The following is a 15702-nucleotide window of genomic DNA, read 5'->3' on the forward strand; positions in this document are numbered from 1 at the left end:
GGTCTAGCGTCCCGCGAGGATGTTGTCGAAGATCGAGAGCCCGGCGGGGCCGACCAGCACCACGAAGACCGCCGGCATGATGCAGAAGATCAGCGGCACGGTCATCAGGACGGGCAGGCGGGCGGCCTTTTCCTCGAGCGCGATCAGGCGGTTGGCGCGTTGTTCGGCCACGAGGTTGCGCATGGCGCGGGCAAAGGGCGTGCCGTAGGTGTCGGACTGTTCCAGCGCCTGGGTGAAGATCGCGATTTCGGGCAGGGGCACGCGGGCCGAAAGCTTGTCATAGGCGGTGCGGCGGTCGTTGGTCATGGAGATCTCGGCGACCATCTGCTGCATCTCGGCGGCAAGCTCGGGCGTGCTGTAGTGCAGTTCGCGCGCGACGCGGTGCAGGGCCTGCTGCGGACCCTGGCCGGCCTCGGAGGCGATCACAAGGAGTTCCAGCAGGTCGGGAAAGCCGCGGCGGATGCGGGCGAGGCGGGCGCGGCGTTTGCTGTCGACCACCATGTCGATGCCCATCGACATGCCGAGCGCCACGGCCAGGACGATGGCCGAGGGAATGAGCGCTTGCATGCCGATGGGGTAGACGGTCACCACCCAGACGCCACCGGACAGGAAGGCGCAGACGGGCAGGACCGTTTTCAGGAAAGCGTAGACGAGGAGGGCGTCGCGGCCGCGATAGCCGGCCGAGCGCAGGTCGGCGGCGGTGTCGCGGGCCTCGCCGCCGAGGATCACCGAGAGGCGTTCGCCCAGGCGCAGGACGATCCGACGCAGCCCGCCGCGCAGCCAGGCGAAGCTGCCCGAGCCCGCGCTGCCGGGGGCGGCGGCGCGGGGGCCGAGCGCCTGGCCGCCGGCGCGGCGCAGGCGCAGCATGAGGCCGGCGCGCCTGCGTTCGATGTCGACCAGCGCACCGAGGCCGAGCGTGGCCAGGATCAGGCCCGCGAAGGCCATCCAGGACAGGATATTCACCGTTGCCTCAGACATCGGGACGCCCCATGCGGGCCATCAGGTAGACCCCGAGCGTGACGCTGGTCAGCGCGCCCGCGGCCATCACCTGGCCGCGCGGATCGGTGAAGAGCGGTTTGAGATACGCACCGTTCAGCACGAAGAGCGCCAGGGCGATGCAAAAGGGCAGGGCCGCGAGGATCATGGCGCTGGCGCGGGCCTCGGACGAGAGCGCCCGCGCCTTCTTGCGCAGCTTGCGGCGTTCGCGCAGCTGTTCGGCCAGGTTTTCCAGTGTCTCGACGAGGTTGCCGCCCGAGTCGGCCTGAAGGGCGGTGGCGACGGCGAAAAAGCCGATCTCGGCGGTGCGCATCCGCATGTAGAGGGCCGCGAGGCTGTCGGGCAGGGGCGTGCCGAGGCAGATCTCGCCGTGGCAGCGGGCGAATTCGGTCTGCACGGGGCCGGTGGTGGTTTCCACCACGATGCGCAGCGAATCCGCGATGGGCCGTCCGGCGCGCAGGCCGCGGGCGAAGATGTCGAGCGCCTCGGGCAGGCGTTCGGTGAAGGCGGCCTGGTAGCGGGCGCGGGCGTGGCGCAGCACCGCGACCGCGAGGCCCACGGGCAGGGCCACGGCCAGCCCCAGCGCCAGGACAGGGTTCATCCCGGCATAGAGCACCGCCAGGCCATAGATCGCCACGGCGGCGATGGTGACCTGGATGCAGATGTCGCTGGGCGCGACGTTGAGGCCGGTCTGGGCCAGCAGCCCCTCGATCCGGGCGGTGAGGCCGCCCCTGTCGCCCGTCATGCGGACCCCGCGGCGCGGCGGTTCGAGCGTCGCGGCGCGGGTCTGGGCGAGGCCGCGCCGGAGCCGGGCGTGGAGCCGGCGGCGGGTGCGGTCGACATGCACCAGCACCCACAGCACGAGGGCGGTGAAGGTGGCGATGCTGGCCGTCAGGGCGATGAGAAAAAGGCTCATGGGTTATCCTCTCAGCACGGCGTCGAGATCGGCGCCGACGCCGTAATCGGCGGCGCGGCTGGCGAATTTGGGGCGATAGCCGGAATAGCGGAACTGGCCGCGCACCTCGGCGCGGGTGCTGTCGGGGTCGGTCTCGAAGGTGAAGAGGTCCTGGAGGGTGACGACGTCGCCTTCGAGCCCGGCGACCTCGGAGATCGAGGTGATGCGGCGGGTGCCGTCGCGCATCCGGGAAATCTGGATCACCAGCTGCACGGCATCGGCCAATTGGCGGCGCACCACGCCCGAGGCCATGTCGAAGCCGGCGAGCGCGGCCATGCTCTCGATCCGGGTCATCGCCTCGCGCGGGGAGTTGGCGTGCAGGGTGCTCATCGAGCCGTCATGGCCGGTGTTCATGGCCTGCAGCAGGTCCAGCACCTCGTCGCCGCGGATCTCGCCGATGATGATGCGGTCGGGGCGCATCCGGAGCGCGTTGCGCACCAGCGTGCGCATGGTGACCTCGCCCTTGCCCTCGACATTGGGGGGGCGGGTTTCGAACCGGACCACGTGAGGCTGCTGGAAGCGCAGTTCGGCGGCGTCCTCGATGGTGACCAGCCGTTCGGTGGCGGGGATGAAGGCGGAAAGCGCGTTCATCAGCGTGGTCTTGCCCGAGCCGGTGCCGCCCGAGACCAGCACGTTGAGCCGCAGGTAGGCGGCAAGGCCGAGGAAACCCGCCATCTGTTCCGACAGCGAGCCGTTGGCCACGAGGCTTTCCAGCTTCATCGGCGCGGCGGGAAACTTGCGGATGGTGATGGTGGGGCCGTCGATGGCCAAGGGCGGGATGGCGACGTTGACGCGGCTGCCGTCCTTGAGGCGGGCATCGACCATCGGCTGCGCCTCGTCGATGCGGCGGCCCACGGCGGCGACCATGCGGGAGGCCACGGCATGGACATGGGCGTTGTCGCGAAAGCGCGTGCCGGTCAGTTCCAGCTTGCCGCGCCGCTCGGCGTAGACCTGCGCGGCGCCGTTGACCATGATGTCGGTCACCTCCTCGTCGGCCAGCAGGCGTTCGAGCGGGCCGAGCCCCAGCATGTCGGCGAGCACGGCCTGCACCAGGTCGGCCACTTCGCGCCCGTTGAGGTGCATCTTGCGCTGCTCGGAGATGCCGTGGATGGCGTCGTGAATGCGGCTTTCCTGGTCGGCGCGGGGCAGGGCGGCCATCTCGGTGAAGTCGAGCAGTTCCGAGAGGGCCTGGATCATCTCGCCCACCATGTTCGAGACGTCCGAGCCGGCGGTGGTGGCGGCGGTGACGGATTGGATGAGGGCGGGGAGCTTCGGCTCGGGCGCGGGCGCGCCATTCGCGGGCCGTTGGGCAGGGGCGGAGGGCCGTGCGGCGGGGCGGGCCGGGGCATCGAAGGGCGCGTGCGGGCGCGGCGGCTGCGGGGACGCGGCCCCGGCCCGGGCCGGTGTCGGCACGCGTATCGGGGCCGGGGCATCGGACGGGGCGGGGGCTGTACCGCCCAGGGCCGCCACGGCCTGGGCCAGGAGGGCACGCTGCTGGCCGAGCGAGATCGGGGTCTTCGCGGCCTCGACCACGAAGGTGAGGGCGGTGTTGACCTTTTCCTCGACCGACAGGCCGTCGGCGTCGATCCGGCGTGCGATGTGCAGCACGCGGTCGAGCGCGGGACGGTTGTCGTGCTCGACGACCTCGTGTTTCATCCGAACAGTCTCTTGCGGGGCGTGGCCTTGCGCGGGGCGGCCTTGGCCGCGGCGGGGTCCGTGGCCGCGTCGAACACGGTGCGCACGGCGCGGGCCCAGGGCGACCGGGGCTGCAGCGTGACGAGCGGCCGCGCGGCCTTGTGCGCCTTTGCCAGCGCCGATGTGGAGCAGGGCAGGATCGCCGTGAGGGGCATGTCGAGCGCCTTGGCGATGTCCTTGTGGCGGATGCCAGCATCCTTGAGGGTTTCCGACAGCACGGCCAGGATCGGCAGGTCGGGATGATCCGCCCGGACCTGGCCGATCAGGCGGCTGGCGGCATTGACCCCGGCAAAGCCCGCGGGCAGGACCAGCACGAGGCGGTCGAGCGTGCCGATGACCTCGGGCTGGCGCAGGACGAGGCCGCGGGGCAGGTCGGCGATGACCGTATCGAACGCATCGCGCAGGCGCGGCAGGAGCGCCGTGAGGCCGGGTTCGTAGTCGGCGGCGGTCTGGTCGCGGCGCACCTGGCCGGAATAGAGCGAGAGCGTGTCGCTGATCTGGTCCATGGTGGCGGCGATGAATGTGCCGTCGATCCGGGCGGGCGCGCGGAGCGCGTCGAAGAGGCCGCGGGTCTCGTCGCGGTCGAGGTCGATGGCCTGGCTGCCGAATTCGAGATCGGCGTCCAGCAGGGCGGTGTTTCGGGCGGGGCCCCTGGGGGCGGAGGCGTGCGCGGCGAGGTTCTGTGCCAGAAGGCTGGCGCCGGTGCCGCCCTTGCAGCCGATGACGCCGATGGCACGCCCGCGCTGGGCCTGCGGTTCGGCGACGGACGCAGCGAGGCCGACCGCCGGGGGTGTCGCCGTGGTGGCGGCGAGGATGTCGGAGGCCTTGGCCGGCAAGGCGAAATAGTCGCGCGCGCCGGCCTGCCGCAGGGCGCGGTAGGTGGCGATGTCGTCGACGCGGCCCAGCACGATCACCTCGATGCCGGCACGGGTCAGTTCCGCTACGCATTCTGTGGCCATGTCGAGGGAAAGCTGGCCCATCTCGGCCAGGATGCACTTGACCCTCGACGCGTTGGGCAGAAGCCGCGCCGCCCCGCTGAGGCCGCCGCCGTGGATCGCCTTGGCCACCTGTTTGCTTTCCGCCAGAACGGCGCGGGCCGTGGCGGCGCCGGTATCGGAACAGACATAGGCCTGGAGCGATGGGGCGACGCCGTCTTGGGTGTCGAAGGGCATGGGCGGTCTCCGGTTGGGGTGGGGGAAGAGGGGTGAGGGCGGGACGGCCGCGCCGCAATGCGGGCCGCCCCGGCGGGATGCGGCGAGGTGTCAGTTCGTGGGCGCGTCGATCCCCTGGGCGGTGAGTTCGTCGCTCATGGTGGTGAAGCCGGTGTTCGTCTGACCGCCCAGCGTGGCGATGGTGCCGACGATCACGGCGCCCACGAGGGCGGCGAAGAGGCCGTATTCGATGGCGGTGGCGCCGTCCTCGTCGCGGGCGAAGGTGCGGGCGAGGGTCTGGATGGATTTGCGTGCGATGGTCATGGTCGTTTTCTTCCGTGGTTGTCGTGGTTGTTGAGTGCGGGTCCTGGCGACCCTCGTGTGGCCCGACAATGGCGCGGCGCGGCGACGTGCGACATCCTTCCTCGGTCGGTGCGGGGCTTTACGACCCCATCGTCGGAAGGTCGTCCGACCAAGGTCGTACGGAATCTTGCGCCGAAATTGGCAGAAGCGGGCGCGGATGTGGCGAAACCGCGGCCGGGTCCGAGGGGGTCGGACGCGGAATGATCTTCCCGGCCGGGAACAGGCGGGAACCGGCGCGGGAAAAGGCGGGAAAACCGGCCTGAACGGGCAGGGCCGGACGAATCGGTCGGGCGGCGGGGAGGTCCCGGATCAGGTCCGGGACGGGGCGCGCCTAGTGCCCGCGGTCGAGCTTGGTGGCGAGGTGGATGAGCGATTCCGATCCGCGCACGCCCTTGGCGTCGCCGATCCGGTCGAGCGTGTCGTCAAGCTCTTCGGTGGTTTCGGCCTCGAGCGTGACGATCAGGTCGAAACGCCCCGAGGTGGTGTGCACGCGGCGCACATTGGGCAGCGACTGCAGGCGCGAGAGCACCGTGGGCTGGCTGCGGGCCTCGATCTGGACAAGCGCGGTGGCGCGCAGGGGCGCGCGGCGCGCGGCGTTGAGGCGCAAGGTATAGCCCAGGATCACGCCGGAGGTTTCCAGCCGGTCGAGCCGGGCCTGGACGGTGGTGCGCGCAAGGCCCAGCCGCCGGGCGAGCGTGGCGACGGGCATGCGCGCGTTTTCCTGCAGGAGTGCCATCAGCGCTTCGTCAAGTTCGTCTGTTTGCATGATTCCCTCGGCGTTTTGCCGACATGTTACGACATTTCGTACAATCTGACCCGACAAATCCACGCGGTTTCGCGGCACACTGAGCAAAAGACCATCAACGAGGCGACACATGCAGCATCAGACATCCACGTGGCAGAGCCCGCTGGCTCATCTTGTACGGCACCGCCCCGACGTGCCGGTTCTCTATTTCAGTCCCGAGGTTCTTCAGGCGACGGCGCGCCGGTTCCTGGACGGGTTCGACGGGCTGGTGACCTATGCGGTCAAGGCCAATCCGGGCGACGAGGTGCTGGCCAACCTGGCCGCGGCGGGCCTCACGGCGTTCGACGTGGCGAGCCCGGCGGAAATGCGGGCGGTGCGGGCCGCCGCGCCGGGGGCGGTGCTGCATTACAACAACCCCGTGCGCTCGGTCGCGGAGGTCGACACCGCCGCGGCGATGGGCGTCGCCTCGTGCTCGGTCGATTGCATGTCGGAGCTGGAAAAGCTGGCCGGCCTGCCGCGCGACCTGGAGGTGACGGTGCGGCTGGCGCTGCCGGTGCGCGGCGCGGCCTATGATTTCGGGGCCAAGTTCGGGGCCGCGCCGGAGGCGGCGGCGGCGCTTTTGCAGCGGGTCGCCGGGATGGGGTTTCGTCCCGGCATCTGCTTTCATCCCGGCACGCAATGCGCCGACCCGGCGGCCTGGGGGGCGTATGTGAGGGCCAGTGCCGAGGTGGCGCGGATGGCGGGGGTGACCCTGGAACGGCTGAACGTGGGCGGTGGGTTCGCGGCGCACCGCTCGGGGGCGGCGCCGGACCTGGAGGCGATTTTCGACCACGTGGCGGAGGTGGCGCGCGCGGCGTTCGAGGTGCCGCCCGCGCTGGTTTGCGAGCCGGGGCGGGCGATGGTGGCCGAGGCGTTCACGCTGGCCGCGCGCGTCAAGGCGGTGCGCCCGGACGGGAGCCTTTTCCTCAACGACGGGATCTATGGCGCGCTGGCCGAGGCGCGGGATATCGACGCGTTGACGCGGGTGCGGCTGGTCCGGCCCGACGGGCAGCCACGCCGCGGTGCGCCGGTGCCGCGCGTGGTCTTCGGGCCGACCTGCGACAGCCTGGACCGGCTGCCCGATCCGGTGGCGCTGCCCGAGGATGTGGCCGAGGGAGATTACGTGCTGTTCGAGGGGATGGGCGCGTATTCGCGGGCGCTGGCGACGCGGTTCAACGGCTATGGGCCGGACGGGCCGATCATGGTGACGCGGCTGTCGTGATCGGGCCGGATGCGGAAAGCCGAGGGCCGCGCGTACCCTTGTCCGGCTGAAGCGCAGCGGCGGAGCGTCGGGCCCGCGCGTCGGCGCCGGGCCTCTTTGCGGTCCGCCAGCGGGCGCGACGGTGGCGGGGCCGGTTTCACCGCGACGACCGGCGTCGTTGCGGAGCGGGCGCGGGCTGGCCCAGGCCACAAGGTCCCCACGGCGGGGCGCGTCACGGCGGTGCCGAAGGGGAAACAGGGTGCCGGCAAAAGCGCGGGAGCGGTGCGCAGGGTCCTTTACCCCGGGCCGGGTTTGGGGGATGCTGGACCGCGATGAGCTGGACGAAACGCATTGGCCGGGCTGTCCGGCGGCTGGTTGGCCTGACCCGTGGCGAACGGGTGCGGACCAGGCATGTCGCGCGGGGCGCGGTGAGCCATGTCATCATCCTGGACGGCACGATGTCGTCGCTCGATCCGGGCTATGAGAGCAATGCGGGCCTGACCTTCAAGCTGCTGAACGAGACGGTGGGCGTGGGCATGTCGCTCTACTACGAGCCCGGGGTGCAGTGGCCGGACTGGCGGCGCACCGGCGACGTGATGCTGGGGCGCGGGATCAACCGGCAGATCCGGCGGGCCTATGGCTATCTTGCGTCCCGCTATCGGCCCGGCGACAGGATCTTCCTGTTCGGGTTTTCGCGCGGGGCCTATGCGGTGCGGTCGCTGGCCGGGGTGATCGACCGGGTCGGGCTGTTGCGGGCGGAAAATGCGACCGAGCGGCAGGTGAAGACCGCCTATCGCCATTACCGCGACGAGGCGGCGGGGTCCGCCGCGGCGGAATTCACCCGCGCGCTGTGCCACGAAAGCTCTCCGATCGAGATGGTGGGCGTCTGGGACACGGTGAAGGCGCTGGACTGGTCCGGCCCGCTGATCTGGCGATTGCTGACGCCGAAGAACGCGTTTCACAGCCACGCGTTGGGGCCGCATATCCGGCATGGCTATCACGCGCTGGCGCTGGACGAGACGCGGCGGGTCTATACCCCGGTGATGTGGGAAACCGGGCCCGGGTCGCGGGCCGGGGAGGGCCGGGTGGAGCAGGTGTGGTTCCGGGGCACCCATGGCGACGTGGGCGGGCAGCTGGACGGGTTCGAGGCGGCGCGGCCCCTGTCGAACATCCCGCTGGTCTGGATGCTGGAGCGGGCCGAGGCGCATGGGCTGAGCCTGCCCGAGGGCTGGCGCGCACGGTATCCGACGGACCCCGACGCGCCGTCGATCGGCAAGTGGCGCGGCTGGGGCAAGATCTTCTTGTTCCGCAAGGCAAGGGTTGTCGGGCGGGATCCGTCCGAGCGGCTGCACGAGAGCGTGCGGGGCCGCGGCGCGCCGGATGCGACCGATGCGCAGGCGGTGATGTAGGCGCGGGCAAAACTTTCGGGAAAAGTTTTGGCAAATCTTTTGTTGAAAAGATTTGGCGCGGGCGGTCAGGCGGCGTCCATGATCAGGCATGTGGTGCTGCCGGTGGCGTAGAGCTTGCCGTCTTCCTTGCCGCGCAGCTCGCCCACCGCGGTGGCGGTGCGGCGGCCGCCATGCTGGGTGGTGCCGGTGGCCACCGCCACCATGCCCAAGGGCAGGGCGCGGGTGATGTTCACCTTGTATTCGAGCGTCGTGTAGACTTGGCCTTTGTTCAGCAGCGTCATCACCGCGCAGGCCATGCAGGAGTCGAGGATCGCGCCATACCAGCCGCCATGGACCCCGCGCATCGGGTTGAGCGCGCCGAAGCCGGGGGTGCCTTCGAACACCACCTGGCCGGGATCGGCGGAGAGCGCGGTGAAGCCGAGCGTGGCGCCGATAGGCGGGGCGGTGAGGCGGCCCGCGATCATGTCGCGCATGAAGTCGAGGCCGGAGCGGGACAAAAGCGCGTCCATGTCGGGCATCTGGTCCAGCGATGTGGCGGTGAAGGGGCGGGCCGTGTCGTTCATGGCGGCACGCTAGTTCGGGCCGGGGAGGGTGGCAAGCCCGCCCGGGCGGCGGGGCATGAAAGCCTCACGGTTTTTGCGTGTCGTGGCTGTGATGGAGGGGCTGCATTTTGATGCGCAGAAGGTTTGCGATGCTTGGCAAAGGCCGGCTGTGCGGACATTGCCGCCATTCACGACGGAGGCCATCGTCAGCCCCTGGGGTGGCGATCCGACGGCAGTTAAAAAGCACTTTATGCCTGCCAGATACATCCCCGGAAGGATCGTTGCGCCCAGCCTCGCCAAATCGCCAGCCCATGGGAGGGGCTGACGATGGCCGGGCCGCTTCGCGGCTGTTAACCGGCTGGGGGGCTCGATGCCAGTGTCTCACAAGGGCTCGATCCGAACATTCGCGGCGGTAAAGATGAATGGCCGAAATGCGGTCAAAGCCGACACTGGCGCGATCAGCTGTAGCTTCTCACAACGGCAACACAATTGGCCTTGGTATTCGTAAACTCGAACACATGGCAGAAACGTTGAGTTTGTCCGTCAGCGAACGTGACCTCTCCGCTCGCAGCACCGACCCTGCCGTGAGATATCGCATGCAGAACGGTGACAGAGCTTAGTTTCGGCCGATCTCCAAGATGCTTAAAAAGCGCATTCTTTCCCGAGATTGGTTCGACTGGAGAGTGCTCCCAAATCACGTCTTCGCTGAACGCGCTCGGTTCAGCCTCACCACATTCTAGGGCGACCGCTACATCCTGAACGAACTTGTTCTTTGGCGAATTGCCGCAGTCCTTGCTGCCTTGCACCTGAGTCAACGTCATCTCCCTGCTTCGTTCAACCTTAGCATACGGCCAACGTTCTGACGGTCAAACTGGACTCGAACCGTACATTCGCTGCGATAAAGATGAATGGCCGAGATGCGGACGACGCGGACGTTGGTTTCCGACGGTGAGCAGACGCGCATCGACAGGCCGTTGGGCGGCGAACCGACGTTGGTGATGAACACTTTTTGCCGGCCAGGCACACCCAACCCGAGAGCGTGGCACGTCACCTGCCAAATCGCCGTGCCGTCGCACCAAAGGTGCGCCAACTATAGTCGGCACGCCTCTGGCGTGACGGAGCGGCCCGGCGCGCCAAAGGCGCGCATATTAAGTGACGCGCCTCTGGCGCGATGCGTGGAGGGCTTCGCCCTTGTTCCGCGCGGGCGCTTTGTGAGTGTGGCAGTTATGGACTCAATCCTGACGGTCGAGCACGGGTCAAGCACGCGTCGCATTACCTGCACGCCTGGCAGGTGTGCGCGAAAAAGCCCCGCCTTCGGGGAAGGCAGGGCCAGGCGTTGCGACAGCCCCGGGGAGGGGAGTGTCACAGGGATCAAAGGTGCGTCAGGCGACGTCGCGCAGTTCGACCTTGGGCGTGACCCCGAGGGCGTGGCAGACGTCGCGCGTGAGCTCGGGGCGGTTGAGCGTGTAGAAATGCAGGTGCTCGGCGCCGCCCTCGATCAGCTCGCTGCAGAGTTCGGTGGCCAGGGCCGTGGCCAGAAGCGTTTCGCGGTCGTCGCGGGCGGCCTTGGTGAAGGCCTCGTCGAGCCATGCGGGGATGTTGGTGCCGCAGGCGGCGGCGAAGCGCTTGGTGCCGCCCCAGTTTTCGATCGGCAGGATGCCGGGGATGATGGGGGCGTCGATGCCCGCATCGGCACAGGCGTCGCGGAAGCGGAAGAACGCCTCGGTGTCGAAGAAGAACTGGGTGATCGCCTCGGCCGCGCCGGCGTCGATCTTGCGTTTCAGGTAGTCGATATTGGCCTGGGCATCCGCCGCCTCGGGGTGCACTTCCGGGTAGGCGCCGACGCGGATCTTGAAGCGGTTCATGTCGGCCAGCGCCGAGATCAGCTCGCAACTGTCGGCAAAGCCCTCGGGATGGGGCGTGAAGCCGTCCGAGCCCTTGGGCGGGTCGCCGCGCAGGGCGACGATCTCGTTCACGCCGGCATCGGCGAAGTCCTGGGCGATGGCCAGGGTTTCCTCGCGGGTGGCCTCGACGCAGGTGAGGTGGGCGGCGACGTTGAGGCCGCTGGACTTGTGCAGCGTGGCCACGGCATCGCGGGTGAGTTCACGGGTGGTGCCGCCGGCGCCGTAGGTGACCGACACGAAGCTGGGGTCCAGCGGGGCGAGCGTCTGGACCGTGTCCCAGAGGCGAACCGAGGCCTCCAGCGATTTGGGCGGGAAGAACTCGAAGGAAACGGTAGGGGTGCTCATGACGGGTATCCTGCAATGGGGTGTTGCGTCTCTTGTCGCAGGCGCGCGTATGTGAGACAACTTCATAAAATTCATGGTTTGAATGAGGCGGGCTAATATTCATGCATATCGACTTTCGCCATCTGCGGACGATCCGGGCCATTCACCAGGCCGGCGGGCTGGCCCGTGCGGCGGATCTTCTGCACATCACGCAGTCGGCTTTGTCCCACCAGATCAAGGGGTTGGAGGATCAGGCGGGGGTGGAACTGTTCGTGCGGCGCTCGAAACCGCTGAAGCTGTCGGCGGCGGGGCTGCGGCTGTTGCGCGTGGCCGAGAAGGTGCTGCCCGAGGTCGAGGCGCTGGAGGCGGAATTCAGCGGATTGCGGCAGGGAAGCGCCGGGCGGATGCATATCGCCATCGAGTGCCATGCCTGTTTCGAATGGCTGTTCCCGGTGCTGGAGCGATTCCGGCAGACCTGGGCGGAGGTGGATATCGACATCCGGCCCGGCCTTGCCTTCGACGCGCTGCCCGCGTTGCAGAAGGAGGAGGTGGACCTGGTGGTGTCGTCGGATCCCGAGGACCTCGATGGCGTGATCTTTCAGCCGCTGTTTGATTACGAGCCGCTCTTCGTGGCCTCCAGCCAGCATGTGCTGGCGGGCAAGGATTTCGTCGAGGCGGATGATTTCCGGGACGAGACGCTGATCACCTACCCGGTGGACCGCTCGCGGCTGGACATCTTCACCGAGTTGCTGACCCCCGCCAAGGTCGAGCCGCGCGCGGTGCGGCAGATCGAGCTGACGGCGGTGATCCTGCTGCTGGTGGCGTCGAATCGGGGCGTCGCGGTGTTGCCCGACTGGGTGCTGAGGGAACAACGGACAAGCTCGGAATACGTCACGCGGCCCGTGACCAAAGGCGGTCTGACCAAGCGGCTCTATGCGGCGATCCGCGAGGACGAGGCGGACAAGCCCTACATGGCGCATCTGATCCGGCTGGCGCGGGAGATTCCGCTGCGGATGCAGCGCCCGGCAGAGCGCGAAACGGTCTGAGTGGCGCTTGGCCGGTCGGGCCGTTAGGGTGCCGGTGAAACCTGTCACGGAAAGCGAAAACGATGAAGATTGCGACTGCGGCCTACCCGCTGGACGAGTTCGACAGTTGGGACGCCTATGCCGAAAAGATCGAGGCCTGGGTGGCAGAGGCGGCCGGGCAGGGGGCGGACCTGCTGGTCTTTCCCGAGTATGCGGCGATGGAACTGGCGCCGCTGGCGGGGCGGGCGGTCTCGGCGGAGCTGGAGCCGTCCTTGCGGGCGGTGTCGGAGCGGATGCCCGAGGCCGACGCGCTGCATTCCAGGCTTGCAGGGCAGTACGGTGTGCATATCCTGGGCGGCTCTGCCCCGGTCTATGACGACGCGCTGGGCCCGCGCCCGGTGAACCGCGCGGCGTTCTTCGCGCCCGGTGGGGCCAAGGGCGTGGTGGACAAGCAGATCATGACACGCTGGGAGCGGGAGCCTATGGAGTGCGTCGGGGGCGGGCCGTTGAAAGTCTTCGACACCGCGCTGGGGCGGATCGGCGTACTCATTTGTTATGACAGTGAATTTCCGCTGCTGGGCCGTGCGATGCAGGATGTGGACATCCTGCTTGTGCCGTCCTGCACCGAGACGCTGGCCGGGTACTGGCGGGTGCGGATCGGGGCCATGGCCCGCGCGCTGGAGCAGCAATGCGTCAGTGCCATGTCGTCGCTGGTGGGCGAGGCCGCATGGTCGGAGGTCTGCGACGTGACGACGGGTGCGGGCGGTATCTTTGGCCCGCCGGACCACGGATTTCCGCCCACGGGCGTGCTGGCCGAGGGGGTGCTGGACGCGCCGGGATGGACCTTTGCCGAGGTCGACCTGGAGAAAATCGCGCAGGTGCGGGCGGATGGCGGGGTGCTGAACCGCAGCCACTGGGCCGAGCAGGCGGGACGCGACGGCGCCCCCAAAGTTGAACGGCTGCAATGATATTTGACTTGAAAACCTTGGGGAATGGGGCCATTTAAACGCCTGTCCTGCAACCGGCAGGGCGGAAACCAAGGAGAGACCATGGCCAAGGAAGATACGCTCGAATTTCCAGGTGTCGTGAAGGAACTCCTGCCGAATGCGACATTTCGGGTCGAGCTAGAGAACGGCCATGAGATCATCGCCCACACGGCAGGCAAGATGCGCAAGAACCGCATCCGGGTTCTGGCAGGCGACAAGGTTCAGGTGGAAATGACACCTTACGATCTGACCAAGGGTCGGATCAATTATCGGTTCAAGTAGCGCGAACCGCAGGTTCGCGCCGTGCGCGGAAGCGTTTCACCCGAGGTGAAATGCGTGCGCACCCCGTCGATCATCTGGGGGCAACATGACGACAGCGCAGAGCCCCAAGTTGATCCTGGGGTCCGGCAGCCCGCGACGCCGGGATCTGCTGGCGCAGATCGGCGTTGTCGCCGATGACGTGCGCCCGCCCGATATCGACGAGACCCCCGAAAAGGCCGAGCTGCCGCGCCCCTATTGCGTGCGGATGGCGCGGGAAAAGGCGCTGGCCGTCGAGGCCGGGGCCGAGGATATCGTGCTCTCTGCCGACACGACCGTGGCGCTGGGCCGGCGCATCCTGGGCAAGCCCGCCGATGCGGGCGAAGCCGGGGATTTCCTGCGCAAGATGTCGGGGCGGCGGCACAAGGTGATCACGGCGGTGGCCGTGCGCCGCGGCGCACGCATCTGGGAGCGCGACGTGGTCAGTGCCGTGAAGATGAAGCGGCTGGATGACGACGAGATCGCGTTCTACCTGGGATCCGGCGATTGGCAGGGCAAGGCCGGGGGCTATGGCATCCAGGGGCCTGCGGGGGCGTTCATTCCGTGGATTCAAGGCTCGTTCACGGCCATCGTGGGCTTGCCGCTGAAGGAAACGGCGGGGCTGCTCTTGGCCGCCGGATACCCTGTGTGGAAGGGAAAGACATGAAGGGACGCGTGGTGGCGCTGGGCCGGCTGGGCGAGTTCGAGGCGGCGGCGCTGATGGAGGACGGTGTGCTGTCCGACCTGCTGGTCGATACCGACCAGCCGCGCCCCGGCACGATCTATCGCGCCGTGATCGAGCGGCCGGTGAAGGGCCAGGGCGGGCTGTTCGTGCGCACGCCCGACGGCAACGGATTTCTGCGCCAGGTCAAGGGGATGAGCGCCGGGGGCACCGTGCTGGTGCAGGTCACGGGCTATGCCGAGCCGGGCAAGGCGATCCCGGTGACGGCGAAGGTGCTGTTCAAGAGCCGCTACGCGATCGTCACGCCCGGTGCGCCGGGGATCAACGTGTCGCGGGCCATCCACGATGACGATCTGAATGATCGCCTGATGCTGATCGGCAAGAACGTGATGGCGGGGGACGGCAACGGGTTGATCCTGCGCTCGGCCTGCGAGGGCGCGGACGAGGACGCCGTCGCCGAGGACGTGGCGCGCATGGCCGAGCTGGCCCGCGCGGTGATGGCCGATGCGAGCGGCAAGCCGGAGAAGCTGGTCGAGGGGCCGGGGCCGCACGAGCTGGCCTGGCGTGACTGGCCGGAGCCGGAGATCTGGGACGAGGACGCGCAGGCCTTCGAGCACCACGGCGTGCTGGATGCGGTCGAGGCATTGCGCTCTCCGCGCGAAGACCTGCCGGGCGGGGCCAGCATCTATGTCGAGCCGACCCGGGCGCTGGTGGCGGTGGATGTGAACGCGGGTGGCGACACCTCGCCGGCGGCCGCGGCGAAGGCCAACATGGCCGCCGCGCGCGCCTTGCCGCGGGCCTTGCGGCTGCGGGGCCTGGGCGGGCAGGTGGTGCTGGACCTCGCACCCATGCCCAAGAAGGACCGCAAGACCTTCGAGGCAGCCCTGCGCGCCGCGTTCCGCCGCGACACGGTGGAGACGGCCCTTGTCGGCTGGACCCCGCTTGGGCACTATGAGTTGCAGAGAAAGCGAGACAGGCTGCCGCTGCCCAAAGGTGTGATATGAGTTGCCCGATTTGCGGGGAAGACACGGTGAAGAAATACCGCCCCTTCTGTTCCGAACGCTGCGCCAACCGCGACCTTGGCGCTTGGCTGCGCGGGGATTATGCCATTCCGTCCAGCCGGTTGGACGATGCCGAGGAGGTCGCCGAGGCGATGGACGAGGCACAGAACGCGGCCCCGGGAAAACCCCACTGAAAAGTGGCAAAAACCCACTGGACAGTGGCGTGGCCCTCGCCTAGAAAGCCGGAACCCGAACGGCGCGCCCGTTCACCCGTGCCCGGGTAGCTCAGGGGTAGAGCAGTGGATTGAAAATCCTCGTGTCGGTGGTTCGATTCCGCCCCCGGGCACCACTTCAACATCCGAGATAGTCCAGAGAAGCCCTGGTGGC

Annotated in this window: 17 protein-coding genes and 1 tRNA gene; 9 read left to right on the forward strand and 9 right to left on the reverse strand. The window is 68.5% G+C overall.

What is annotated here, in order from left to right; translation table 11 throughout:
* Positions 1-3: 3 nt before the first annotated feature.
* The 6 genes from KUV49_RS20245 to KUV49_RS20270 all read right to left on the reverse strand — a co-directional run bounded on the left by KUV49_RS20245 (position 4) and on the right by KUV49_RS20270 (position 5926).
* Complete coding sequence (locus tag KUV49_RS20245; RefSeq protein ID WP_222452703.1) at positions 4-978, reverse strand: type II secretion system F family protein; 975 nt, start codon at positions 976-978, stop codon at positions 4-6.
* Positions 971-1912 carry a type II secretion system F family protein gene (locus tag KUV49_RS20250; RefSeq protein WP_222452704.1) on the reverse strand — a complete coding sequence of 314 codons (942 nt, stop codon included), beginning with the start codon at positions 1910-1912 and terminating at the stop codon, positions 971-973. The genes KUV49_RS20245 and KUV49_RS20250 overlap by 8 nt, the downstream gene beginning before the upstream one ends.
* A gap of 3 nt (positions 1913-1915) precedes the next feature.
* The gene (locus tag KUV49_RS20255; protein ID WP_261391629.1) at positions 1916-3607 is read right to left on the reverse strand and encodes a CpaF family protein; all 1692 of its coding nucleotides are present in this window, start codon (positions 3605-3607) and stop codon (positions 1916-1918) included.
* A complete protein-coding gene (locus tag KUV49_RS20260; RefSeq protein WP_222452705.1) occupies positions 3604-4818 on the reverse strand; it encodes a CpaE family protein in 1215 nt (404 codons plus the stop codon). Before KUV49_RS20260 ends, KUV49_RS20255 begins: the two co-directional genes overlap by 4 nt.
* Before the next feature lie 90 nt (positions 4819-4908).
* Complete coding sequence (locus KUV49_RS20265) at positions 4909-5121, reverse strand: Flp family type IVb pilin (RefSeq protein ID WP_222452706.1); 213 nt, start codon at positions 5119-5121, stop codon at positions 4909-4911.
* A 370-nt stretch (positions 5122-5491) separates the two neighbouring features.
* Positions 5492-5926 carry an Lrp/AsnC family transcriptional regulator gene (locus KUV49_RS20270; protein WP_222452707.1) on the reverse strand — a complete coding sequence of 145 codons (435 nt, stop codon included), beginning with the start codon at positions 5924-5926 and terminating at the stop codon, positions 5492-5494.
* 109 nt (positions 5927-6035) lie between these two features.
* On the opposite strand from KUV49_RS20270, the gene KUV49_RS20275 reads away from it, so the two are divergent.
* On the forward strand, positions 6036-7166 hold the full coding sequence (locus KUV49_RS20275) for a type III PLP-dependent enzyme (protein WP_222452708.1): 1131 nt from the start codon (positions 6036-6038) through the stop codon (positions 7164-7166).
* A gap of 311 nt (positions 7167-7477) precedes the next feature.
* Positions 7478-8554 (forward strand): DUF2235 domain-containing protein, encoded by a 1077-nt coding sequence (locus KUV49_RS20280; protein WP_222452709.1) that lies wholly within the window; start codon positions 7478-7480, stop codon positions 8552-8554.
* 65 nt (positions 8555-8619) lie between these two features.
* On the opposite strand, the gene KUV49_RS20285 is transcribed toward KUV49_RS20280, so the two are convergent.
* The 3 genes from KUV49_RS20285 to metF all read right to left on the reverse strand — a co-directional run bounded on the left by KUV49_RS20285 (position 8620) and on the right by metF (position 11345).
* Positions 8620-9117, reverse strand: a complete 498-nt coding sequence (locus KUV49_RS20285) for a PaaI family thioesterase (protein ID WP_222452710.1) — start codon at positions 9115-9117, stop codon at positions 8620-8622.
* 437 nt (positions 9118-9554) lie between these two features.
* On the reverse strand, positions 9555-9917 hold the full coding sequence (locus KUV49_RS20290; RefSeq protein WP_261391630.1) for a nuclear transport factor 2 family protein: 363 nt from the start codon (positions 9915-9917) through the stop codon (positions 9555-9557).
* Between the two features lie 561 nt (positions 9918-10478).
* Positions 10479-11345 carry a methylenetetrahydrofolate reductase [NAD(P)H] gene (gene metF, locus KUV49_RS20295; RefSeq protein ID WP_222483209.1) on the reverse strand — a complete coding sequence of 289 codons (867 nt, stop codon included), beginning with the start codon at positions 11343-11345 and terminating at the stop codon, positions 10479-10481.
* A gap of 101 nt (positions 11346-11446) precedes the next feature.
* On the opposite strand from metF, the gene KUV49_RS20300 reads away from it, so the two are divergent.
* The 7 genes from KUV49_RS20300 to KUV49_RS20330 all read left to right on the forward strand — a co-directional run bounded on the left by KUV49_RS20300 (position 11447) and on the right by KUV49_RS20330 (position 15664).
* Positions 11447-12370, forward strand: a complete 924-nt coding sequence (locus KUV49_RS20300; RefSeq protein WP_222452712.1) for a LysR family transcriptional regulator — start codon at positions 11447-11449, stop codon at positions 12368-12370.
* Positions 12371-12432: 62 nt separating this feature from the next.
* Positions 12433-13317, forward strand: a complete 885-nt coding sequence (locus KUV49_RS20305; protein WP_222452713.1) for a carbon-nitrogen hydrolase family protein — start codon at positions 12433-12435, stop codon at positions 13315-13317.
* 81 nt (positions 13318-13398) lie between these two features.
* On the forward strand, positions 13399-13617 hold the full coding sequence (gene infA, locus KUV49_RS20310; protein ID WP_005978431.1) for a translation initiation factor IF-1: 219 nt from the start codon (positions 13399-13401) through the stop codon (positions 13615-13617).
* An 85-nt stretch (positions 13618-13702) separates the two neighbouring features.
* Entirely contained in the window at positions 13703-14299 is a 597-nt protein-coding gene (locus KUV49_RS20315) for a Maf family protein (RefSeq protein WP_222452714.1), read from the forward strand.
* Entirely contained in the window at positions 14296-15318 is a 1023-nt protein-coding gene (locus tag KUV49_RS20320; protein ID WP_222452715.1) for a ribonuclease E/G, read from the forward strand. Before KUV49_RS20315 ends, KUV49_RS20320 begins: the two co-directional genes overlap by 4 nt.
* Positions 15315-15509, forward strand: a complete 195-nt coding sequence (locus KUV49_RS20325) for a DNA gyrase inhibitor YacG (protein WP_152497649.1) — start codon at positions 15315-15317, stop codon at positions 15507-15509. Before KUV49_RS20320 ends, KUV49_RS20325 begins: the two co-directional genes overlap by 4 nt.
* Positions 15510-15589: 80 nt before the next feature.
* Positions 15590-15664: transfer RNA gene (locus KUV49_RS20330), tRNA-Phe, on the forward strand.
* Positions 15665-15702 lie beyond the last annotated feature (38 nt).

Source organism: Roseovarius atlanticus (genome assembly GCF_019802205.1).
Lineage (GTDB): Bacteria > Pseudomonadota > Alphaproteobacteria > Rhodobacterales > Rhodobacteraceae > Roseovarius > Roseovarius atlanticus_A.

What these genes read in the sequence shown, in the direction of transcription:
- KUV49_RS20265 (WP_222452706.1), bottom strand. Translation starts at nt 5,121, where the DNA reads ATGACCATCGCACGCAAATCCATCCAGACCCTCGCCCGCACCTTCGCC.
- KUV49_RS20305 (WP_222452713.1), top strand. Translation starts at nt 12,433, where the DNA reads ATGAAGATTGCGACTGCGGCCTACCCGCTGGACGAGTTCGACAGTTGG.
- KUV49_RS20260 (WP_222452705.1), bottom strand. Translation starts at nt 4,818, where the DNA reads ATGCCCTTCGACACCCAAGACGGCGTCGCCCCATCGCTCCAGGCCTAT.
- infA (WP_005978431.1), top strand. Translation starts at nt 13,399, where the DNA reads ATGGCCAAGGAAGATACGCTCGAATTTCCAGGTGTCGTGAAGGAACTC.
- KUV49_RS20275 (WP_222452708.1), top strand. Translation starts at nt 6,036, where the DNA reads ATGCAGCATCAGACATCCACGTGGCAGAGCCCGCTGGCTCATCTTGTA.
- KUV49_RS20285 (WP_222452710.1), bottom strand. Translation starts at nt 9,117, where the DNA reads ATGAACGACACGGCCCGCCCCTTCACCGCCACATCGCTGGACCAGATG.
- KUV49_RS20290 (WP_261391630.1), bottom strand. Translation starts at nt 9,917, where the DNA reads ATGACGTTGACTCAGGTGCAAGGCAGCAAGGACTGCGGCAATTCGCCA.
- KUV49_RS20245 (WP_222452703.1), bottom strand. Translation starts at nt 978, where the DNA reads ATGTCTGAGGCAACGGTGAATATCCTGTCCTGGATGGCCTTCGCGGGC.
- metF (WP_222483209.1), bottom strand. Translation starts at nt 11,345, where the DNA reads ATGAGCACCCCTACCGTTTCCTTCGAGTTCTTCCCGCCCAAATCGCTG.
- KUV49_RS20250 (WP_222452704.1), bottom strand. Translation starts at nt 1,912, where the DNA reads ATGAGCCTTTTTCTCATCGCCCTGACGGCCAGCATCGCCACCTTCACC.
- KUV49_RS20255 (WP_261391629.1), bottom strand. Translation starts at nt 3,607, where the DNA reads ATGAAACACGAGGTCGTCGAGCACGACAACCGTCCCGCGCTCGACCGC.
- KUV49_RS20280 (WP_222452709.1), top strand. Translation starts at nt 7,478, where the DNA reads ATGAGCTGGACGAAACGCATTGGCCGGGCTGTCCGGCGGCTGGTTGGC.
- KUV49_RS20270 (WP_222452707.1), bottom strand. Translation starts at nt 5,926, where the DNA reads ATGCAAACAGACGAACTTGACGAAGCGCTGATGGCACTCCTGCAGGAA.
- KUV49_RS20325 (WP_152497649.1), top strand. Translation starts at nt 15,315, where the DNA reads ATGAGTTGCCCGATTTGCGGGGAAGACACGGTGAAGAAATACCGCCCC.
- KUV49_RS20300 (WP_222452712.1), top strand. Translation starts at nt 11,447, where the DNA reads ATGCATATCGACTTTCGCCATCTGCGGACGATCCGGGCCATTCACCAG.
- KUV49_RS20320 (WP_222452715.1), top strand. Translation starts at nt 14,296, where the DNA reads ATGAAGGGACGCGTGGTGGCGCTGGGCCGGCTGGGCGAGTTCGAGGCG.
- KUV49_RS20315 (WP_222452714.1), top strand. Translation starts at nt 13,703, where the DNA reads ATGACGACAGCGCAGAGCCCCAAGTTGATCCTGGGGTCCGGCAGCCCG.